General features: G+C 35.3%; 18 protein-coding genes, 1 riboswitch and 1 other annotated feature. Of the genes, 17 read left to right on the top strand and 1 reads right to left on the bottom strand.

Annotated features, from left to right (window positions below):
* Positions 1-61 precede the first annotated feature (61 nt).
* The 13 genes from CHB72_RS04690 to CHB72_RS04620 all read left to right on the top strand — a co-directional run bounded on the left by CHB72_RS04690 (position 62) and on the right by CHB72_RS04620 (position 13,401).
* Positions 62-751 carry an anaerobic ribonucleoside-triphosphate reductase activating protein gene (locus CHB72_RS04690; protein WP_089281701.1) on the top strand — a complete coding sequence of 230 codons (690 nt, stop codon included), beginning with the start codon at positions 62-64 and terminating at the stop codon, positions 749-751.
* On the top strand, positions 726-911 hold the full coding sequence (locus CHB72_RS04685; protein WP_089281700.1) for a hypothetical protein: 186 nt from the start codon (positions 726-728) through the stop codon (positions 909-911). The genes CHB72_RS04690 and CHB72_RS04685 overlap by 26 nt, the downstream gene beginning before the upstream one ends.
* Positions 912-948: 37 nt before the next feature.
* Positions 949-1,236 (top strand): hypothetical protein, encoded by a 288-nt coding sequence (locus CHB72_RS04680; protein ID WP_089281699.1) that lies wholly within the window; start codon positions 949-951, stop codon positions 1,234-1,236.
* 102 nt (positions 1,237-1,338) lie between these two features.
* Positions 1,339-1,545, top strand: coding sequence for a hypothetical protein (locus CHB72_RS04675; protein WP_089281698.1), 207 nt, complete (start codon positions 1,339-1,341; stop codon positions 1,543-1,545).
* Positions 1,546-1,834: 289 nt separating this feature from the next.
* A complete protein-coding gene (locus tag CHB72_RS04670) occupies positions 1,835-2,257 on the top strand; it encodes a hypothetical protein (RefSeq protein WP_089281697.1) in 423 nt (140 codons plus the stop codon).
* Positions 2,258-2,556: 299 nt separating this feature from the next.
* Entirely contained in the window at positions 2,557-3,888 is a 1,332-nt protein-coding gene (locus CHB72_RS04665) for an FMN-binding glutamate synthase family protein (protein WP_089281696.1), read from the top strand.
* Positions 3,889-4,670: 782 nt separating this feature from the next.
* On the top strand, positions 4,671-4,883 hold the full coding sequence (locus tag CHB72_RS04650) for a hypothetical protein (protein ID WP_089281693.1): 213 nt from the start codon (positions 4,671-4,673) through the stop codon (positions 4,881-4,883).
* Positions 4,884-5,587: 704 nt separating this feature from the next.
* Entirely contained in the window at positions 5,588-6,505 is a 918-nt protein-coding gene (locus tag CHB72_RS04645; RefSeq protein ID WP_089281692.1) for a sugar phosphate isomerase/epimerase family protein, read from the top strand.
* Between the two features lie 25 nt (positions 6,506-6,530).
* Positions 6,531-7,490, top strand: a complete 960-nt coding sequence (locus CHB72_RS04640) for a D-2-hydroxyacid dehydrogenase (protein ID WP_089281691.1) — start codon at positions 6,531-6,533, stop codon at positions 7,488-7,490.
* A 157-nt stretch (positions 7,491-7,647) separates the two neighbouring features.
* Positions 7,648-7,756: riboswitch (SAM riboswitch) on the top strand.
* A 77-nt stretch (positions 7,757-7,833) separates the two neighbouring features.
* Complete coding sequence (locus CHB72_RS04635; protein ID WP_089281690.1) at positions 7,834-8,976, top strand: trans-sulfuration enzyme family protein; 1,143 nt, start codon at positions 7,834-7,836, stop codon at positions 8,974-8,976.
* 4 nt (positions 8,977-8,980) lie between these two features.
* On the top strand, positions 8,981-10,123 hold the full coding sequence (locus tag CHB72_RS04630; RefSeq protein ID WP_089281689.1) for a trans-sulfuration enzyme family protein: 1,143 nt from the start codon (positions 8,981-8,983) through the stop codon (positions 10,121-10,123).
* On the top strand, positions 10,120-12,528 hold the full coding sequence (locus tag CHB72_RS04625; RefSeq protein WP_089281688.1) for a homocysteine S-methyltransferase family protein: 2,409 nt from the start codon (positions 10,120-10,122) through the stop codon (positions 12,526-12,528). Before CHB72_RS04630 ends, CHB72_RS04625 begins: the two co-directional genes overlap by 4 nt.
* A gap of 6 nt (positions 12,529-12,534) precedes the next feature.
* Positions 12,535-13,401 carry a methylenetetrahydrofolate reductase gene (locus CHB72_RS04620; protein ID WP_089281687.1) on the top strand — a complete coding sequence of 289 codons (867 nt, stop codon included), beginning with the start codon at positions 12,535-12,537 and terminating at the stop codon, positions 13,399-13,401.
* Between the two features lie 240 nt (positions 13,402-13,641).
* Here the strand turns inward: CHB72_RS04620 and CHB72_RS04615 are convergent, their stop codons facing one another.
* The gene (locus CHB72_RS04615) at positions 13,642-14,652 is read right to left on the bottom strand and encodes an ABC transporter substrate-binding protein (protein WP_242975031.1); all 1,011 of its coding nucleotides are present in this window, start codon (positions 14,650-14,652) and stop codon (positions 13,642-13,644) included.
* A gap of 241 nt (positions 14,653-14,893) precedes the next feature.
* Between CHB72_RS04615 and CHB72_RS04610 the strand changes: the two genes are divergently transcribed.
* The 4 genes from CHB72_RS04610 (at position 14,894) to CHB72_RS04595 (ending at position 19,093) form a co-directional block, all read left to right on the top strand.
* Positions 14,894-15,214, top strand: a complete 321-nt coding sequence (locus CHB72_RS04610) for a hypothetical protein (RefSeq protein ID WP_089281686.1) — start codon at positions 14,894-14,896, stop codon at positions 15,212-15,214.
* Between the two features lie 145 nt (positions 15,215-15,359).
* Positions 15,360-15,908 carry a CDP-diacylglycerol--glycerol-3-phosphate 3-phosphatidyltransferase gene (pgsA, locus tag CHB72_RS04605; RefSeq protein WP_089281685.1) on the top strand — a complete coding sequence of 183 codons (549 nt, stop codon included), beginning with the start codon at positions 15,360-15,362 and terminating at the stop codon, positions 15,906-15,908.
* A gap of 43 nt (positions 15,909-15,951) precedes the next feature.
* Positions 15,952-16,171 (top strand) — a binding site (T-box leader).
* A 45-nt stretch (positions 16,172-16,216) separates the two neighbouring features.
* Positions 16,217-16,426: a hypothetical protein gene (locus CHB72_RS04600; protein WP_141131322.1), complete on the top strand. Its 210-nt coding sequence runs from the start codon at positions 16,217-16,219 to the stop codon at positions 16,424-16,426.
* Between the two features lie 15 nt (positions 16,427-16,441).
* Complete coding sequence (locus tag CHB72_RS04595) at positions 16,442-19,093, top strand: valine--tRNA ligase (protein ID WP_089281683.1); 2,652 nt, start codon at positions 16,442-16,444, stop codon at positions 19,091-19,093.
* Positions 19,094-19,119 lie beyond the last annotated feature (26 nt).

Below are 19,119 nucleotides of genomic sequence, written 5' to 3'. Positions count from 1 at the left end.
GTCATAATTATATATACTAAGGCATATTGGGAACTAAGTAAGAGTGAAATGGGGTGAACACATGAAAATTATAGGTATGGAAAAATCTTCTTTTATTGATTTTCCTGGGAAAATATCTACTGTATACTTTACAGCTGGCTGTAATTTCCGATGTGGATATTGCCATAATGCCCCTATAGTAAAAGGACAAGGGAAAGATATCAGTGAAGAGGAAGTGTTTTCCTTCTTAGAAAAAAGGAAAAAATATATCGATGCCATATGCATTTCTGGTGGAGAACCTACCTTATATGATGAATTATATGATTTTATCAAAAAGGTGAAGGAGAAAGGATTTTACATAAAACTAGATACAAATGGGACTAGACCAGAAATGCTTAAAAAACTTATAGATGAGAAACTTATCGATTATGCCGCTATGGATATAAAAGCTCCCTTTTATAAATATGAGTTTGTTACAAAAACAAAAGTTGATATTGAAAGGATAGAATCTAGTATCAATATTATTAGAAACTCACCTATTGATTATGAATTTAGAACAACGGTATGTAAAGAATTACTGACAAAAGAGGATATTTTAGAGATAGCAAAGCATTTAAAAGGAAGTAAGAGATATTACATACAAAACTTTAAAGATGTTGAAACGGTTCTAGCAGGGCAAAATCAATTCCATTCATATGATGTTGAAACATTAGAAGAAATAAGAAAAAGCATAGAAGGTTATTTCAATGTATTTGGAATTAGAAATCATTAACTGTATTAATACCACTTCTACTTTATCAAGTGAGAGATTAAGTATTGAAGGATTTCAAGGAATGTTGAATTTGAAAATTATTTGGTCCTTATTTGCAAGTATAGGAATAGCTCTTTCTATTTATGAAAATGCTATATATCATAACCTAATTCAAACTTAAAGAATAAGATGGTAGTAAAAAAGGTGGTGACAAGATAATGAGGTGTGTTATTCCTTTAATTTATAACGATCCCTTTATGCAAAAACCTGAGCCAGGCTGGTATGATAATCAAGTGGTCTATTATTTGGATTTAGGTCCAGTAATTCTTGACCTAGCTAAAAATAAGGTGGCAGATATTTATCAATTCATTTATGGCTTTGATAAAAAGGAAACTCCTATCAGGGTGATGGGACAGTGGAATGTGATAGATGTAGTTCCAACTATTAGAACTTGTGGTTTTGAAGTAATGCCATCAGAAACCATAGTCAATTGTCCAGTATTATAGGTTAAGTGAATTTATAAAATATTAAAATCGCCCTTTTATTGTTAGTTGCATATTTTGTATTAAGACTAGGAATAGTCAAATATGAAAAGGAAGGTGAAATATATGAGTGATATCTCTGCAAAAGGTACAGGGGCTTTAGGCGGCTTGTTTGGAGGAAGTAGTTTACTGTTCTTCTTCTTGCTACTAGTAATTATCTTCTGTAACTGTGGTATATTTAGAGCTGCGGGAGATAGCTTACTATTCTTCTTCTTATTGCTAGTTGTACTATTTGGTGGTCGATTCTTATTTGGTGGATTTGGACATATCTAAATAGTATAAAGGATGAAGTACTGATCTTCCCACCAAGAAATCAGTAGTTTCAATTTAATAACTTTCACCTAGTAAAAAGTCCTAGAGAATTATTACTCTAGGACTTTTTTTATTTTTCAAGGGTTACACCAAGTCCATCCCAGATAAACAAAGTAAGTGACCATCACAAAATCAAAGATTTTGGATGTCTACTTATGGGCATCTACTTATGAATTAAGTCTCATTTTATATAACTGTCACCTTTTTTTTCAATGGACATAATATATTATCGAAAAAGGAGGTGAAAACAATGGCTGAAGTTGTAAATACCAAAGGAGAATATACTCTAGACTTTATTATGGTACCAAGCCAGCATATAGGACAGTTCAATGATTTTATGACACAGTATGGAGATAAATCAGATTATGAAATATTTAGCGAAATAGCAGAAGTAAAAGATCAACTTTCTCAAGATTTATTAAACCAGCATATTGCAAACCTCGATGCACTATCTCAAATGAATGGATTTGTTACTGATGGAACAAAACAAAGAATTGCAGCAGTAAAAGAGATATTAACTGCAGACGCTGGTTCATCCAACACAGGGTCTAATGTTGATAGTCAGTTTTTCTTTGGTGGAACCAGTCTATTGCTATGGTTCCTTCTCCTAGCCGGCATATTTCGCAGACCGTTTGGTGGATTCCGTGGAGGCTTTGGCGGACCATTTTACTAGATAGGAACAAAATAGTATTCCTTTTTGAAGAAAGGTAAATAGTAGATTGAATTTTCATCAGGATATTGAATAAAACAACTCACTTTAGATTGTAATTATGAAAAATTCATCTATTTTAAAATAGATGAATTTTTCAGTGTTTCGTAACAAGCTACTTATCTTCTTGGAATTTTATAAAATTGATTTAGTAATTGTAGCGTATTTACATCAGCATACTTGAAACGGAATATTTTTTCTACTAAGATAAATACTAATAAGACTTAAAATGACTACATGTTTAATTTATAGGAGGTAGAAAAATGCTTAGTTGGTTAGCAATGAAAATGATGGATCCAATGATGGACGATGTTTTGATTAAGATGCTTACAGAAGATTATCCAGACAATCCCTTTGTAATGACCACTATAGGACAAAAGCTAACACCTATGGCAATTGTGGAGGCAGGAATACGAGCTGAGCTAGGAACAGAACTTATGCGCCCTATTGGAAGTCCTGTTGTATTGTCGCCATGGGAGAAAATATTATTAAGTGGAAAACAGTTATTTCAGTTCCCCACTCAAGACCTTAATCAAATTGACACAAAAACTATGATTGGACCTAATGCAACAAAACCACTGCAGTTAGATATTCCTATCATGATTACAGGAATGTCCTATGGAGGTTCCCTAAGCCTACAGATGAAAATGGCTTTAGCTAAAGGCGCTTCTATGGCAGGAACTTCTAGCAACACCGGAGAATCTGCTGTTACCAATGAAGAAAGGGACAATGCTAAATATTTAATCGGTCAATATCATCGTGGAGGATGGTTGAATACTCAAGAACAGTTAGAACGTTTGGATGCAATAGAAGTTCAATTTGGACAAGGAGCTTTTGGAGGGGCAGTAGAGTCTACTGCCAAGGCAAATACCATAGGAGAACATTTACGAATGACCTGGCATCTTAAGGAGGGGGAAGATGGGATTATTTCCTCTAGGTTTCCAAATGTTAGCACACCTCAGGACGTGGTTAACTTAATTGCTAATCTAAAGGATCAGTATGAAGTGCCAATAGGCATCAAAATAGCAGGCTCAGATTATATTGAACAGGAAATGGAAGTCATTGCACAAACCAATGCTGATTATATAGTGATTGATGGAGCTGAAGGAGGAACAGCTGTAGCACCACCAACCCTAGAAGACCATATGGGATTACCTACTTTACATACATTAAGTAGAACCGTAGACTGGTTAGTAGAAAACAATGCCCGTAATCGATTTAGCTTGATTGCTGGTGGAGGATTAAAAACCCCAGGACATTTTTTAAAAGCAATAGCACTAGGGGCAGATGCTGTATATATTGGTTCCATTGCTCTTATGGCAGCATTACAAAGTCAAATGACAATAGCTCTACCCCAAGCTCCAGCACCTCAGCTAGCTCTATATATAGGAAAACTAAACGATAAATTAGATATTGACAAAGCAGCCCTACATTTAGCAAACTTTTTAAAATCGTCTGTTGCCGAAATGAAATTAGCAGTTCAGGCTACAGGCAAGAATGCAATCAAAGAACTAGACCGAAATGATTTGGTTACAGTAGATAGAGATTTGGCAGAATTCTTAAAAATAAGATATGCTGCTTCGCCACGGAAGTAAGCGTTTTATGGGACTGGTAGGATTTTGGATAATAACAGTTATAGCTGTCCTGACAGCCACTGTGACAGTCAGGTTTTGTTCCTCAATCCATTCGATCAGTCCAGGCTATTAGAGCTTGTGGATTTGAAATAATACTCACAGAAACTATTGTTAATTGTCCTGTTTTATAAAAGTTAATTGTATTTTCACAACTTTAAAATCACATTTTTCTCCTTAATTACATATTTTGTATTAAGGCTAGGGATAGTCAAATATAAAAAGGCAGGTGACCAGTATGAGCGATGTAGCTAAAAAAGACTTTTTTGGAGGCTTTTTTGGAACAGGTAGTAGCGTACTATTTTTCTTCTTGCTACTAGTAATTATCTTCTGTTGCTGTCCGTTATTCCGTACTTCGGGAGATAGTTTACTATTCTTCTTCCTGTTGCTAATTGTACTATTTGGAGGAAGAACATTCTTTAGATGTTTCTAAATAAGATGTCTGTCATGATTTTGAAAGAGAAGTTAAAGTTCTGGAGTGATCTCAAGGACTTTAACTTCTTAAATTTCAGCCTCTATGATATAACTAGTCTACTAATGAAATATATAGTTATTTTTTTAAAAAAAGCAGAACACTCTGTAACAATTTTCATAATATATATTGAGGCTAGAGATAGTCTCACACCTACCTAATACAATTTTTTAGCATCACTCAAAGACACCAAAACTCTCTTTGAAAAATCAAGTCTCGACAGCTAGTCAGACAAATGATAATGACTATAACCTTGAAAAGGCAGGTGAAATATATGAGTGATATCGCTGCGAAAGGCACAGGCGCTTTAGGCGGTTTATTTGGAGGGTTCGGAGGAAGCAGTATACTATTCTTCTTCTTGCTACTAGTAATTATCTTCTGTAACTGCGGTTTATTTAGAACGGGAGATAGCTTACTATTCTTCTTCCTATTGTTAGTAGTACTATTTGGTGGTAGATTCCTATTTGGAGGCTTTGGAACTTGCTAAATAGTATAAAGGATGAAGTACTGATTTTCCCACCAAGAAATCAGTAGTTTCAATTGAATAGCTTTCACCTCCTAAAAAGTCCTAGAGGGTCGATACTCTAGGACTTTTTAGGAGGATATTTTACTTTTCTAGAGTTACCCCCAGATGCAAGTAAGAAAAAAGTACTAAAATATTTTTAAAGTGGTGATGGTATACCTTTTGATTATGAATTTAAAACAACGGTATGTAAAGAATTACTGACAAAAGAGGATATTTTAGAGATAGCAAAGCATTTAAAAGGAAGTAAGAGATACTACATACAAAACTTTAAAGATGTTGAAACGGTTCTAGCAGGGCAAAATCAATTTCATTCATATGATGTTGAAGCATTAGAAGAAATCACAAAAACGATAGAGGGCTACTTTAATATATTTGAAAATTAGAAAGTAACAATTTGATGAATTCTAACGAAAAGAGCATAGAAACCTCAGAATGTTGGTAAAATCGTTGATGATAATGTATAATTATTTATATAAGGATAGGATAAATATGAAATTTTTCAATGTTATTATTTGGAGGATATGTATTTATGGGTAAAATCCTATTATTTGCAACGGGAGATTCAATGCTCGAGTATGGTAAGCAATTGAAAAGTGAAATGGATAATCCAGATAGTTTAGCTGAATAATTGAATTTTTTTAAAAACTAGAAAAGAGGGATTGCTAATGAAAGAATCTATTCACAAATATTTTCAAGTTGGATTAATAGCCTTTATGGCCTATCCATCTGCCTTAAAAGGTGATGATCCAAACATAGTAGAGTCCTTAAAGAAAATAGCATACGATGACTATTTCGATGCTATAGAAATAAGTTGGATAAAGGATAAGGATAAGAGAGCAGAAGCTAAAAAGCTTTTGGAAACAGCCCATTTAAAAGTTTGTTATGGGGCACAGCCACGATTACTTACAACAGGTTTAAATGCTAATGATATTAATGAAGAAGGAAGAAAAAAAGCGGAGGCTACATTAATAGAGGCTATAGATGAAGCAGCCTACATGGGGGCAAAAGGCATTACATTTTTAGCAGGTAAGTACGCAGAAAAAACAAAGGAATTAGCTTATAGTCAGCTTTTAAAAACAACAAGAAATCTATGTGATTATGCTAAGACAAAAGATATGCAAATAGTCCTAGAAGTTTTTGACTACGACATTGCGAAAGCTTCTTTAATTGGACCGGCCACCTATGCAGCCAAATTTGCTGCTGAAATGAGAAGCACGCATAACAACTTTGGTCTAATGATTGACCTTTCACATATTCCCATGACATACGAGACGTCAAAGTTTGTTGTTCAAACATTAAAACCTTATTTAGTACACTTTCATATAGGAAACACAGTTGTTGATGATCCAAGTGCAGAAGGATACGGTGATGAACACCAACGCTTTGGTTTTCCTAATAGTAGAAACGATGTACCACAAGTGATTGAATTTTTAAGGGTGCTTAAAAATGAAGGTTTTTTCAATTCCGAAGAGCCCTATGTATTATCCTTTGAGGTGAAACCATGGAAAGATGAGGATGCAGATGCAGTGATTGCAAATGCCAAAAGAGTATTGAATAGAGCATGGGCTCTATTGGAAGATTAATATAACACCATAGGAGGAGAAGAAAATGAAAATTGTTGTTTTAGATGGATATACACTAAATCCAGGAGATCTTTCTTGGGATCAACTAGAAAAAAATGGTGAATTGGTAGTATACGATAGAACACCTGTTGAAAAAATTATTGAAAGAATTGGTGATGCAGATGTTGTATATACCAACAAAACCCCTTTAATAAAAGAAGTTTTTGATGCTTGTTCAAACATTAAATTTATAGGTGTATTAGCCACAGGGTACAATGTTGTTGATGTAGACTATGCTAAGACAAAGGGTATTGTTGTAACCAATATACCTACTTATGGTACAGATGCAGTTGCTCAATTTACCATTGCTCTTTTATTAGAGATTTGCCATCATATTGGAGAACATTCTAATGCAGTTAAAAAAGGAGATTGGATCAATAATGCAGATTGGTGTTTCTGGAATTATCCATTAATAGAGCTTGCTGGAAAAACTATGGGAGTGATAGGCTTCGGTAGAATCGGTCAAAGTACTGCAAAAATTGCGCAGGCCTTAGGGATGAAGGTATTAGCATATGATGCACATAGAAATGAAGCATGGGAGAGCGATACATGTAAATATGTTACATTAGATGAGTTACTAGCCGAATCGGATGTTATTACGTTACATTGTCCTCTATTCCCATCAACAGAAGGTATTATTAATGCAGGAAATATTGCTAAGATGAAGGACGGTGTAATTATTCTTAATACCTCGCGTGGTCCACTTATTATTGAAGAAGATTTAAGAGATGCTCTAAACACTGGTAAGGTTGCCTTTGCGGCATGTGATGTTGTTTCTACAGAACCAATAAAAGCAGATAATCCATTACTTAGTGCTAAAAACATGATTATAACACCACATATTGCCTGGGCTCCTAAGGAATCAAGACAAAGACTGATGGATATTGCAGTGGATAATTTAGAAGCATTTGTTGCTGGAGAGCCGAAAAATGTTGTGAATAAGTAATAAAAAGAGTGGTTTTTCTTAAAGTAAAATTTAATGAAGGAGTTACCTTTTATATTTATTATTTTTAAAATATATTTTTAAAATATAATGTTGACATTAGCATGTAATTACTATATAATTTTAAACTATCAGAAAATATAAAATTTAATTATTTATACTCTTATTCAGAGAGGTGGAGGGAATAGGCCCTATGAAACCCAGCAACCAGTGCATAGATAGATATGTGCCCGGTGCTAATTCCTACAGCGTAAGCTGAAAGATAAGAAAGGAAACCAAAACCTCTTTATCTTTAAAGAGGTTTTTCTAATACCAAAATCTATTATATGAAAGGGCGGGAGGTAATTTGAATTATCATATTGATACCAAGCTAGTCCATGGTGATCATAGCTATGATCAACGTACTGGAGCTATTAGTTTCCCTATATACCAAAGTGCAACCTTTAGACATCCTGGTTTGTATGAATCTACTGGATTTGACTATTCTAGAGAGACAAATCCAACCCGAGAGAAGGTAGAAAAAACCATAGCAATTCTTGAGGGTGGAAGTGAAGGCTTTGCATTTTCTACTGGTATGGCAGCAATAGCTAATCTGTTTCAAATATTTTTACCAGGTGATCATATTATTGTGTCCAATGACTTATATGGTGGAACTTATCGATTGTTTGAAGAATTATATAAAAAATATGGAATAGAGTTTACTTATACAGATACCAGTAAAATAAGCAATATAGTTAATGATACTAGAGAAAGCACAAAGGCTATTTTCATTGAAACACCTTCTAATCCTATGATGAAGATTTCAAACATTAGAGAAATATCTGAATTTGCTCGTTCAAGAGATTGGTTAACAATTGTTGATAATACCTTTCTTACCCCCTATTATCAGAGACCTATTGAATTGGGGGCGGATATTGTTCTTCATAGTGGAACTAAGTTTTTAGGAGGACATAACGATCTTTTGGCAGGGTTGCTTGTGATTAAAGACAAAGGAGAGCTGGCTGAAAAGTTAAGAGTAATTCAAAAAACAATAGGAGCTGTCCTTGCTCCCTTTGATAGTTGGCTATTATTAAGGGGAATGAAGACTCTTGGCCTCAGAATGGATAAACAACAGGAGAATGCCTTTAAAATAGCACATTGGTTAAAGGAGAATAGAAATATAGAGGAGATTTATTATCCAGGACTGATAGAACACGAAGGACATGAAATATGTAGAAAGCAGGCAAGTGGTTTTGGATCTATGGTTTCTTTTTCAGTAAAAGATGTAAATCAAATTAAGAAAATTTTAAAAGGAGTACAGTTAATTGCCTTTGCTGAAAGCTTAGGGGGCGTAGAAACTTTGTTAACCTACCCTATGGTACAAACCCATGCTTCTATACCTAAGGAAATTCTTGATGAACTAGGAGTAAATGATAGGTTGTTGCGGTTGTCTGTAGGAATTGAATCAGCTGATGATATTATTAGAGATTTAGAACATGCGATGAGGTGATATGATGAAATTTGCAACAAAATTGATTCACAACAGTAGTAGTAAAGATCCCCATACGGGGGCTGTAAGTGTACCTATATATCAAGTTTCTACCTTTCATCAAGAAAATATAGAGGCTATGGGAGAATATGATTATTCACGATCAGGAAATCCCACAAGGAAAAGCTTGGAGGGGACCATTGCAGAGCTAGAGGGAGGAAGTGCAGGCTTCGCTTTTGCTTCTGGAATGGCAGCTATCACATCAGTTCTTTTAACTTTTTCTAAGGGAGACCATATTTTGGTTGGCAAAGATATATATGGAGGAACCTATCGAGCCTGTACAAGTATCTTAAAAGACCATGGTGTTGAAGTAACCTTTGTAGATGCGCAGGATTTACAGGATATTGAAAAAAATATTCAAAACAATACGAAAGGATTATATTTGGAAACTCCATCAAATCCTTTGTTAAAAGTAACTGATTTAAAGGGAGCGATCGCTCTTGCAAAGAAACATAATCTTATAGTGATGGTAGATAACACTTTTTTGTCTCCTTATCTTCAAAGACCACTGGAGTTAGGTGTTGATATCGTTATGCATAGTGCCACCAAGTTTATTGGAGGACATAGTGATGTTGTAGGGGGATTAGTGGTGGTAAAGGATTCTTCTCTTGCTAACAAAATATATAAACTACAAAATACTATAGGAGCCATCTTAGGACCACAGGATAGCTGGCTCCTCTTAAGAGGGCTGAAAACATTAAAAGTTCGAATGGATTATCAACAAAAAAGTGCAATGAAGCTTGCTGAATGGCTTCTTAATCATGAATCAGTGGCTGAGGTTTTTTATCTTGGACTTCAACATCATGAAGGCAGGGATATCCATTTTTCTCAAGCCTCAGGCCCTGGAGCAGTTCTATCCTTTAAAATGAAATCAGTAGAATTGACAAAAGCCTTTTTAAAAGCCATTCGTCTTCCAGCGGTTGCCGTGAGTTTAGGGGGGATAGAAACAATAGTCTCTTATCCAGTATTGATGTCCCATGCCTCCATTCCAAAGGAAGAGCGAGAAAAATTAGGGATTACAGAGGAGTTGATTAGGGTATCATTAGGTTTAGAAGATGTAGAAGATTTAATTGCGGACTTTAATCAAGCTATGGAGGTGAGGATATGAGCAGTGCTCATATTTTAGAAAAGGTATTAGTATTCGATGGTGGTATGGGAACCATGTTATTAGAAAAAGGACTTAAACCTGGTGATTGTCCTGAGTTATTAAACATAGAAAAACCTGAACAACTGGAAGAAATTCATTTAGCTTATTTGAAGGCGGGAGCAGATGTAATCAGTACAAATTCCTTCGGAGGTAACAGATTAAAGTTAACTGAGTATGGATTGCAGAATAAGGTGAAGGAAATTAATGCGGCAGCAGTGAAGGTAGCAAAAAAGGCGGCTAATCGGTTAAATAGATATGTTGCTGCCTCTGTTGGACCAACTGGACAATTTATAGAACCCTTAGGGACATTGACCTTTGAAGAAATATATGAAATCTTTAAAGAACAAATAGGTGCTTTAGCAGAAGCCGAGCCAGATTTTATTTTACTGGAAACCTTTCATGATCTTGGAGAGATTCGAGCGGCTCTACTGGCGGCACGAGATGTATGCAGTATTCCTGTAATATGTACTTTAACCTTTGAGGGGAGACGTACACTAACCGGTGTAAGCCCTGCCAGTGCAGCAGTTGTACTGGAAAGTCTTGGGGCAGCAGCTATTGGAGCAAATTGTTCCGGTGGACCTGATGCATTATTCAGTGTTGTGGAAGAAATAGTCCACAGTACAAATCTTCCAGTGATTGTTCAGCCTAATGCCGGTTTACCTCAACTAATAGAAGGAAAGGCAAGCTATTCCTTAGAACCTGAAGCATTTATACAGGCTTTGGAATCCTATTTTCATATAGGTGTCAATATATTTGGCTCCTGCTGTGGCAGCACACCCTCATATACAGCCGCTATTAGAAAAAGAGTAGAAGGATTTACACCCCACAAAAGAGCTGTTCAGGAAGAAAGTGTTTTAGCAAGCAAGGAAAAAGTAGTTTATATGGGAAATAATCAAATGCCTTTAATTGTAGGGGAACGAATTAACCCCACAGCCCGTAAAAGATTGGCAGAAGGTTTAAGGAAAAAGGAATTTAGTATTATACAAAATGAAGCGGATATCCAAGTAGAGGCAGGTGCCCATATGCTGGATATAAATATAGGAACCCATGGTATTGACGAAGTTGAGACGATGTATAATCTTATTAACTTGCTACAGCAAAGAATAAACGTTCCACTGATGATAGATTCTACCAGCAAAGATGTAATAAATAAAGCACTACAAATTTACAACGGTAAAGCCTTAGTAAATTCTGTGAATGGTGAAGAAAAAAATCTTCAAGAGATTTTACCAATTATCAAATACTATGGGGCTAGTATCGTAGGATTAACCTTGGATGAAAAAGGAATACCCTCAACAGCTGAGGAGCGTTATAAAGTTGCAGAAAAGATTGTAAATGCATGTGAGGAATATGGTATACCTCGAAGGGATATCTATATTGATTGTCTAGCATTAACGATTGGCACTGATGACAAAGCCTCAATAGAAACATTAAAAACGATGAAGATGGTTAAGGAAAAACTTGGTGTTAATACAATTCTAGGAGTTAGTAATGTTTCCCATGGTTTACCAAACAGAAGTAAGATTAATGCAGCTTTTCTAGCAATGACGATTGTAAATGGTTTGGATCTAGCTATCATAAATCCACTGGATAGACAGATGGTAGATATATGGGAAGCCGCATCCCTTTTAGCGGGAAGGGATCAAAAAGCAAAGAATTATATAAAAAATAACAGTGTGCAAAAAGATGAAGCAGTGAAGAATCCTGCAAAATCTTTGGAGAAGCCTATAGGAAAACCATCCTTTGAAGCAATTCAAAAGCAAATTATTGCAGGATCTGAAAATGTGGTAGAGGCAGTAGAAACTTTAATAGAACAGGGGATAAAGCCATTAGGAATCATTAATGAAGGGTTGGTACCTGGTCTAGAAATTGTTGGTGAGAAATTTAATAGTGGAGAGTTCTTTTTACCACAATTGATACTAAGTGCTGAAGTTGCTGAAAAAGCATTTCAGTGTTTAGAAAAGTATGTAAGCTCTAATGATGAGATGAGGAAAAAAGGTACAATTATCATTGGAACCGTAAAGGGAGATATACATGATATAGGAAAAAATATAGTTGCTGTCATACTAAAAAATCATGGCTATCATGTGGTGGATTTAGGTAAAGATGTTGAAGCAGAGGATTTTTTAGAAGCTGCAAAAATAGAAAAGGCAGAATTTGTTGGATTAAGCGCATTAATGACAACAACAATGGTGGAGATTCCCCGAACCATAAAATATATTCGAAATGTTTTACCAGATATAAAGATAATTGTCGGAGGAGCAGTAGTTACAGAAGAATATGCTAAAGAATCAGGAGCAGATGGATATAGTCAAGATGCTGTAACTGCTGTTAAAATTCTAGAAAAATTAAAAGTGAGGAGCTAATAAAACATGAAGACATTAAAGAGAAGACTTGAAGAAAATGAATTTGTAATTACGATGGAGATAGAACCACCTAAATCAGGTGATGTAAAGGAAACCTACGAAAAAATAAAGCCTCTGTTGAAGCTGGTGGATGCAGTAAACATTACTGACAACCCTATGGCTAGCATGAGGATGAGCTCCATCATTTTAGGCTATTTAGTACAACGGGATTTAAATACAGAGGCTATCTTTCATTTCACTTGTAGAGATAGAAATAAATTAGCTTTGCAATCGGAGCTGCTTGGTGCAAATGCACTAGGAGTAAAAAATATCTTAACCTTAACTGGAGATTCACCTGAACAAGGAGATCATCCAGATGCAACTGGGGTATTTGATATGGATTCTATAGGCTTAGCTAAAGTTGCTCATAATCTAAATAATGGAAAGGATAGTATGGGAAATCCTATAGAAGGGCAAACTGACTTCTTTATAGGAGCTGTAGTTAATCCAACAGCTGAGGATATAGAAAAGGAATTAGATAAGTTACATCAAAAAATAGAAGCTGGTGTAGGCTTTTTTCAAACTCAACCAATATTTGATATTAAAAAATTAGAGAAATTTTTAAAGAAAGTAGATAATATCCAAGTGCCTATTATTTATGGACTAATGCCCCTAAAAAGTGTTAAGCTAGCTAAGTTTCTAAATAGAAAGGTTCCTGGGATTCATGTGCCGGATGAATTGATAGATAGATTAGAAATCAAGGGCCGGGAAGCAGGAAAAGAGATAGCAGAAGAATTGCTTCAAGAGATGAAAAAAATAGTACCAGGAGTACACATTTTTCCTATGAATGATAATGAACTAATTGAAGAACTGCTAAAGAATAACTTAAAATAAAGACTATTTTAAAAGGTATAGGGGAATACTATCGGTAAATCATCATTATTATATTTTACTGAGGTGAGGTTGATTGACAAATTTCATTATCATGTCCTATACCATCATTGCAATTGTCTTAGGCTTTGCTGCTTTTGGTTTCATTTTATGGCACATTCTAAAGTATAGGAAGCAACGAATAAAATAGAAATCCACCTATCTTTAAATAGTAGGTGGATTTTATTTTACTAGAGATTAGGATTATTGTATGTTTTTCATTGCATTTTCGGCAAAGCCTGTAACAACTATTTCATCATAAGGAACCCTTTGGCTTAATTCTCCAGCTTCTGCCATAACATCCTGTAGTCTGTCTAATCCTTCCTTTGTTAACACTAGGTTTGGAGCCCAAGCGCCAATAGAACGATATCTTTCTACAACAGTGATCAATATATCTAAATCAGAATCAGGGAAGTGTGGTTGTAGAGAATTTGCAACTTCTTCAGCGCTGTGGCTTTCTATCCAGAGCATGCCTTTATATACAGCGTTAGTGAATTTCTGGATAATCTCAGGATTTTTTTCTATATAACTCTGTTTAGCAGAGTAGGCGGTGTAAGGAATATATCCGCTTTCTTCACCTACTGAAGCCACTACATAACCAACGCCTTCCTTTTCTACCATGGAAGCGGTAGGTTCAAATAAAGTAGTATAGTCTGCCTCACCAGCAGCAAAGGCACCAGCCATTACACCAAATTGAACATCTGTTCTAACATTTAAGTCTGCTCCTGGTATAAGTCCATTGTTTTTTAGCACATATTCAAGTGTCATATTAGGCATACCGCCTTTACGACCTCCCAATATTTCTTTTCCCTGTAGTTCTTCAAAAGTAAAGTTTGGACTAGGTTCCCTTGACACAATAAAGGAACCATCTCTTTGGGTCAATTGGGCAAAATTAACGGCATAATCGTCTTTACCTTGAAGGTAGACATAAACCGATGCTTCAGGTCCCATAAAACCAACTTGTACTTGATCGCTGAGGAGAGCAGCCATTACCTTATCGGCACCTTGGCCATCAATGAGCTCTACCTCTAACCCCTCTTCTTCAAAAAAACCTTCTGTAATAGCCACATATTGTGGAGCATAGAATACAGAATGGGTTACCTCCATTAAAGTAATTTTCGTTAGTTCTGAATCTTTACTGCTGCATCCTGATAAAAATAATGCAGTAATCATAATTATGACAATAAAAATACTAGTCAATTTAAGATGCTTCACCGTAATCCCTCCAATTTATTATAAAAAGTTGCCTCTATTTCATTATATTCAGAAGGGAAAAATGTGTGTTATTGTCTAGATAAATAAACTAAGTGACTACCACCAAATCATAGATTTGGTGGTAGTCACTTATAGAAGCTTTCTAATTAATTAGGGAGAAAACGGATCATTCATTACAAAACAAGTATAGGATAAGAAAAATACACATAAAATTTAAATATAGCTTAATGGAGGGGTGAGTATGTCTCTAAATATCAGAGTTTGCAGTAGTAAAAATAGATATGGTTATATTCGAGGAGAAATAGATAATTTTTATTGGTATGCCTTAGTTCATCGAGATGAGGTGGAATTTGGGATTAATCCAAATAGTTTGACAGCTGGAAATGGAAGGGTGTCAAGACTTTGTGTGTATAAAGATATCCCCATGTATAACTATACGAAACGTTTAATTTATGCAAATTATAAAAGGCAGTGGGAAGTATTTAATAGCAGTCATGAGGAGATGATTAGAATTCTAGTAGAATATTTAGATAGGAGATATTCAATAAAAGTAGTAAAATAGAAACTTTATTCTTTCTATAAGCGTATATCTATATAAGGGGATTTTGAAATCATAGAAGATTATGATAAGATATATATTGAACTAGAAATAAAGCCCAGAGATCATTTAGTGGGCATCCTGCACTAAGTAAGAAAAGAGGTGCTTTATGAATCTACCAAATATTTTAACGACATTGCGTTTTTTTCTGATTCCCTTATTTATTATGGTATTTTTCTCTTCCTCTGAAAAATATATCATGGTTTCATCCTATATTTTTATCGTTGCAGGGATTACTGATGTATTGGATGGATATATCGCAAGAAAATATGACCTCACCACTAAGTGGGGGCAGGCTATGGATCCTTTAGCTGATAAACTCATGCAGCTTACAGTACTCATATGTTTTACCATAAAAAGAATATTACCATTATGGGTTATTATTGTGGTAGGAATAAAAGAACTTTGCATGGTGATTGGTGGCATGTTTTTATATTTTAAGAAGGAAAAGGTTGTTATTCCCGCCAACAAGTATGGTAAATTAGCAACCATTGTGTTTTATGGGGCCATTTTGTCAGTAGCCTTTGGGCTCCCTTATGGGAGGTTATTTGTATATCTAGCTATTATGATAACGATCTATGCTTTTATCCAATATTTTTTCATTGGACTAAAGACAGTTAAAGAATATGATAAAAAGACCCTTGACAAATCCTATTAATTGGTTATAATAAACTTAAATTTAGCTTCATGAATTTAATAGAGAAAAAGCAGTGAAAAAGAGGAGTAGATAACTAAACTTTAAGAGAGAAAAACCCGTAGGCTGTAAGGTTTTTTAAGGCAATGGTTATTGAAGGTAGCTTTGGAGCTTCTGTATTGAAGTAATAGTAGATGCAGACGGTTAATATCGTTACATAAATGAGAGCCTGTTTTGCATAAAACAGGAATTAAGGTGGTACCGCGAACAAACCCTTCGTCCTTATTATGAGGATAGAGGGGTTTTTTTATTGCCAGAATGGAGAGATTACTATGTTTGAAGCAGGTATCGTTTTAGTAATAATAGGAGCAGTCATCGTGTACGGTACGGCCCCTATTAGCAAAGCCTTAAAGATTACCACTACCAAAGGGATATTGATTCTAAAGGCCAGTGGGTTGATCATTGCAATTTTAGGAGCAGCACTATTGTTTTTCAATGACAGGCCTGAAAAATTACAGTTTTTAAGGATTATAAGATTTTAAAAGGAGGAAAAGCATATGTTGAATAATTTACCGAAAAACTATGATCCAAAAGAATTTGAAGACCGTATATATCAACATTGGATGGAAAAGGATTATTTTAAGGCAGAGCCAAACTCTGAGAAGGAGCCTTATTGTATCGTCTTACCACCACCAAATATTACCGGTCAATTGCATTTAGGACATGCGTTAGACCATACGTTACAGGATGTTTTAATCCGTTTCAAAAGAATGCAGGGCTTTGAAACTCTATGGCTGCCAGGAACAGATCATGCCAGTATTGCTACAGAAGTAAAGGTTGTAGAAAAAATTAGAAAAGAGGAAGGCTTGCTAAAACATGAAGTAGGCAGAGAAGGTTTTCTAGAGAGGGCATGGCAGTGGCGTGATGAGTATGGTAGAGTGATCGTTGATCAAATGAAAAAACTAGGAAACTCCTGTGACTGGTCAAAGGAAAGATTTACTATGGATGAGGGCTGTAGTAAGGCTGTAACAGAGGTTTTCATCCGACTTTATGAAAAAGGTTTAATTTATCGAGGAAATAGAATCATTAATTGGTGTCCAGATTGTAAAACATCTCTATCGGATGCAGAGGTAGAGCATGAAGAGAAAGTAGGACATTTCTGGCATGTAAAATATCCTATCAAGGATAGTAATGAATTCATTGAAATTGCCACTACTAGACCTGAAACAATGTTAGGAGATACAGCGATAGCTGTACATCCAGAGGATGATAGGTACAAGCATTTGATTGGTAAAATAGCCATTTTACCTTTAATGAACAGAGAAATTCCTATCATAGCAGATGATTATGTCGATCCTGAGTTCGGAACAGGGGCTGTTAAGATTACGCCTGCCCATGATCCCAATGACTTTGAAGTAGGCTTAAGACATAACCTTCCGCAGATTTCTGTTATGAAGGAGGATGCCAGCATCAATGCTAACGGCGGCAGGTATGAGGGCATGGCAAGATATGAAGCTAGAAAACAAATTGTTAAGGACTTGGAAGAGCTAGGCTTATTGATACATGTTAAAGAAAGAAGCCATAGTGTAGGACAATGCTATCGATGTGATACAGTCGTTGAACCTATAACATCAGATCAATGGTTTGTAAAGATGGAACCATTAGCAGGACCTGCAATAGAAGCAGTAAAAAGTAGCAAAATTAAGTTTGTACCGCAGCGTTTTGATAAAATATACTATCATTGGTTAGAAAACATTAAGGACTGGTGTATTTCTAGACAGTTATGGTGGGGTCATCGTATTCCTGCTTATTATTGTCAAGATTGTGGTGAACTTGTAGTTGCAAAAGAAGCTCCAACAAATTGCAGTAAATGTAATAGTAGTGATTTTAAACAGGATGAAGATGTGCTAGACACTTGGTTTAGTTCAGCCCTATGGCCTTTTTCTACATTGGGATGGCCTGAAAAAACTAAGGAACTGGAATACTTCTATCCTACAGACGTATTGGTAACAGGTTATGATATTATTTTCTTCTGGGTTGTTCGGATGGCTTTTTCAGGGATAGAATTTATGGAGGAAATTCCTTTCAAACATGTATTTGTACATGGTTTAGTAAGAGATGCCCAGGGAAGAAAGATGAGTAAATCACTTGGTAATGGTGTAGATCCATTGGAAGTAATTGATCAATATGGAGCAGATGCCCTAAGATATACGCTAATTGCAGGGAATTCCCCGGGAAATGATATTCGTTTCCATATGGAAAGGTTAGAAGCCAGTAGAAATTTTGCTAATAAATTATGGAACGCTACACGATTTGTTTTAATGAATTTAGACGAGGATGAAATATCCTTTGATGAAGTTAAAACCAATCTTAATATAGCAGATCAATGGATTGTTTCACGATTAAACGATGTAATTAAAGAAATCAGTGAAAATATGGAGAAATTTGAGTTGGGATTAGCTCTACAGAAAATCTATGACTTTACTTGGAACGAATACTGTGACTGGTATATAGAATTGACCAAGACAAGGTTATATGGTGAAGATATAGATAAAAAGAAAGCAGCTCAGTACACTCTAACCTATGTATTGGAGAATATCCTAAAGCTATTACATCCATTTATGCCTTTTATTACTGAAGAAATTTGGCAAAGCATACCTAGTTTTAAGGAAAGTGTTATTATAGCGCCTTGGCCTCAATACAATGAAGAAGAAAGAAATCTAAAGGCAGAAGAAAAGATGAATCTCATCATGGAGGCCATTAGAAACATTCGAAATGTAAGAGCGGAAATGAATGTAGTACCTTCTAGAAAAGCTAAATTGATGGTATCAACAACTAAAGAGGAGATAAAGATAACGATAGAAGAAGGTAAACAGTATTTTATCACCTTAGCCGGCATATCTGAGATCGAGTTTGTAAACGCCAAGGAAGAAGTCCCTTCTGACGCTGTGTCAACTGTAATTCAGGGTGGAGAATTATTCCTACCTTTAGAAGACCTTATAGACATTGAAAAGGAGATAGAAAGATTACAAAAAGAAAAGGCAAAGCTGGAAGGAGAAATCAAAAGGGTACAAGGAAAGCTATCTAATGAAGGCTTTACAAAGAAAGCACCAGCCCATTTGATTGAAGAAGAACGACAAAAAGGTGAAAAATATCAGGAAATGTTGGAGACGGTGTTAGAAAGATTGAAAACATTAAAAAATAAATAGGTTATTAAAAAGAGTTGGGATTAAAC

The sequence above is a fragment of the Anaerovirgula multivorans genome, from assembly GCF_900188145.1.
Taxonomy (GTDB): Bacteria; Bacillota; Clostridia; order Peptostreptococcales; family Natronincolaceae; genus Anaerovirgula; species Anaerovirgula multivorans.
Note: the sequence above shows the minus strand (reverse complement) of the source record. Positions and strands in the feature narration are given on the sequence as shown.

What these genes read in the sequence shown, in the direction of transcription:
- CHB72_RS04690 (WP_089281701.1), top strand. Translation starts at nt 62, where the DNA reads ATGAAAATTATAGGTATGGAAAAATCTTCTTTTATTGATTTTCCTGGG.
- CHB72_RS04685 (WP_089281700.1), top strand. Translation starts at nt 726, where the DNA reads ATGTATTTGGAATTAGAAATCATTAACTGTATTAATACCACTTCTACT.
- CHB72_RS04680 (WP_089281699.1), top strand. Translation starts at nt 949, where the DNA reads ATGAGGTGTGTTATTCCTTTAATTTATAACGATCCCTTTATGCAAAAA.
- CHB72_RS04675 (WP_089281698.1), top strand. Translation starts at nt 1,339, where the DNA reads ATGAGTGATATCTCTGCAAAAGGTACAGGGGCTTTAGGCGGCTTGTTT.
- CHB72_RS04670 (WP_089281697.1), top strand. Translation starts at nt 1,835, where the DNA reads ATGGCTGAAGTTGTAAATACCAAAGGAGAATATACTCTAGACTTTATT.
- CHB72_RS04665 (WP_089281696.1), top strand. Translation starts at nt 2,557, where the DNA reads ATGCTTAGTTGGTTAGCAATGAAAATGATGGATCCAATGATGGACGAT.
- CHB72_RS04650 (WP_089281693.1), top strand. Translation starts at nt 4,671, where the DNA reads ATGAGTGATATCGCTGCGAAAGGCACAGGCGCTTTAGGCGGTTTATTT.
- CHB72_RS04645 (WP_089281692.1), top strand. Translation starts at nt 5,588, where the DNA reads ATGAAAGAATCTATTCACAAATATTTTCAAGTTGGATTAATAGCCTTT.
- CHB72_RS04640 (WP_089281691.1), top strand. Translation starts at nt 6,531, where the DNA reads ATGAAAATTGTTGTTTTAGATGGATATACACTAAATCCAGGAGATCTT.
- CHB72_RS04630 (WP_089281689.1), top strand. Translation starts at nt 8,981, where the DNA reads ATGAAATTTGCAACAAAATTGATTCACAACAGTAGTAGTAAAGATCCC.
- CHB72_RS04625 (WP_089281688.1), top strand. Translation starts at nt 10,120, where the DNA reads ATGAGCAGTGCTCATATTTTAGAAAAGGTATTAGTATTCGATGGTGGT.
- CHB72_RS04620 (WP_089281687.1), top strand. Translation starts at nt 12,535, where the DNA reads ATGAAGACATTAAAGAGAAGACTTGAAGAAAATGAATTTGTAATTACG.
- CHB72_RS04610 (WP_089281686.1), top strand. Translation starts at nt 14,894, where the DNA reads ATGTCTCTAAATATCAGAGTTTGCAGTAGTAAAAATAGATATGGTTAT.
- pgsA (WP_089281685.1), top strand. Translation starts at nt 15,360, where the DNA reads ATGAATCTACCAAATATTTTAACGACATTGCGTTTTTTTCTGATTCCC.
- CHB72_RS04600 (WP_141131322.1), top strand. Translation starts at nt 16,217, where the DNA reads ATGTTTGAAGCAGGTATCGTTTTAGTAATAATAGGAGCAGTCATCGTG.
- CHB72_RS04595 (WP_089281683.1), top strand. Translation starts at nt 16,442, where the DNA reads ATGTTGAATAATTTACCGAAAAACTATGATCCAAAAGAATTTGAAGAC.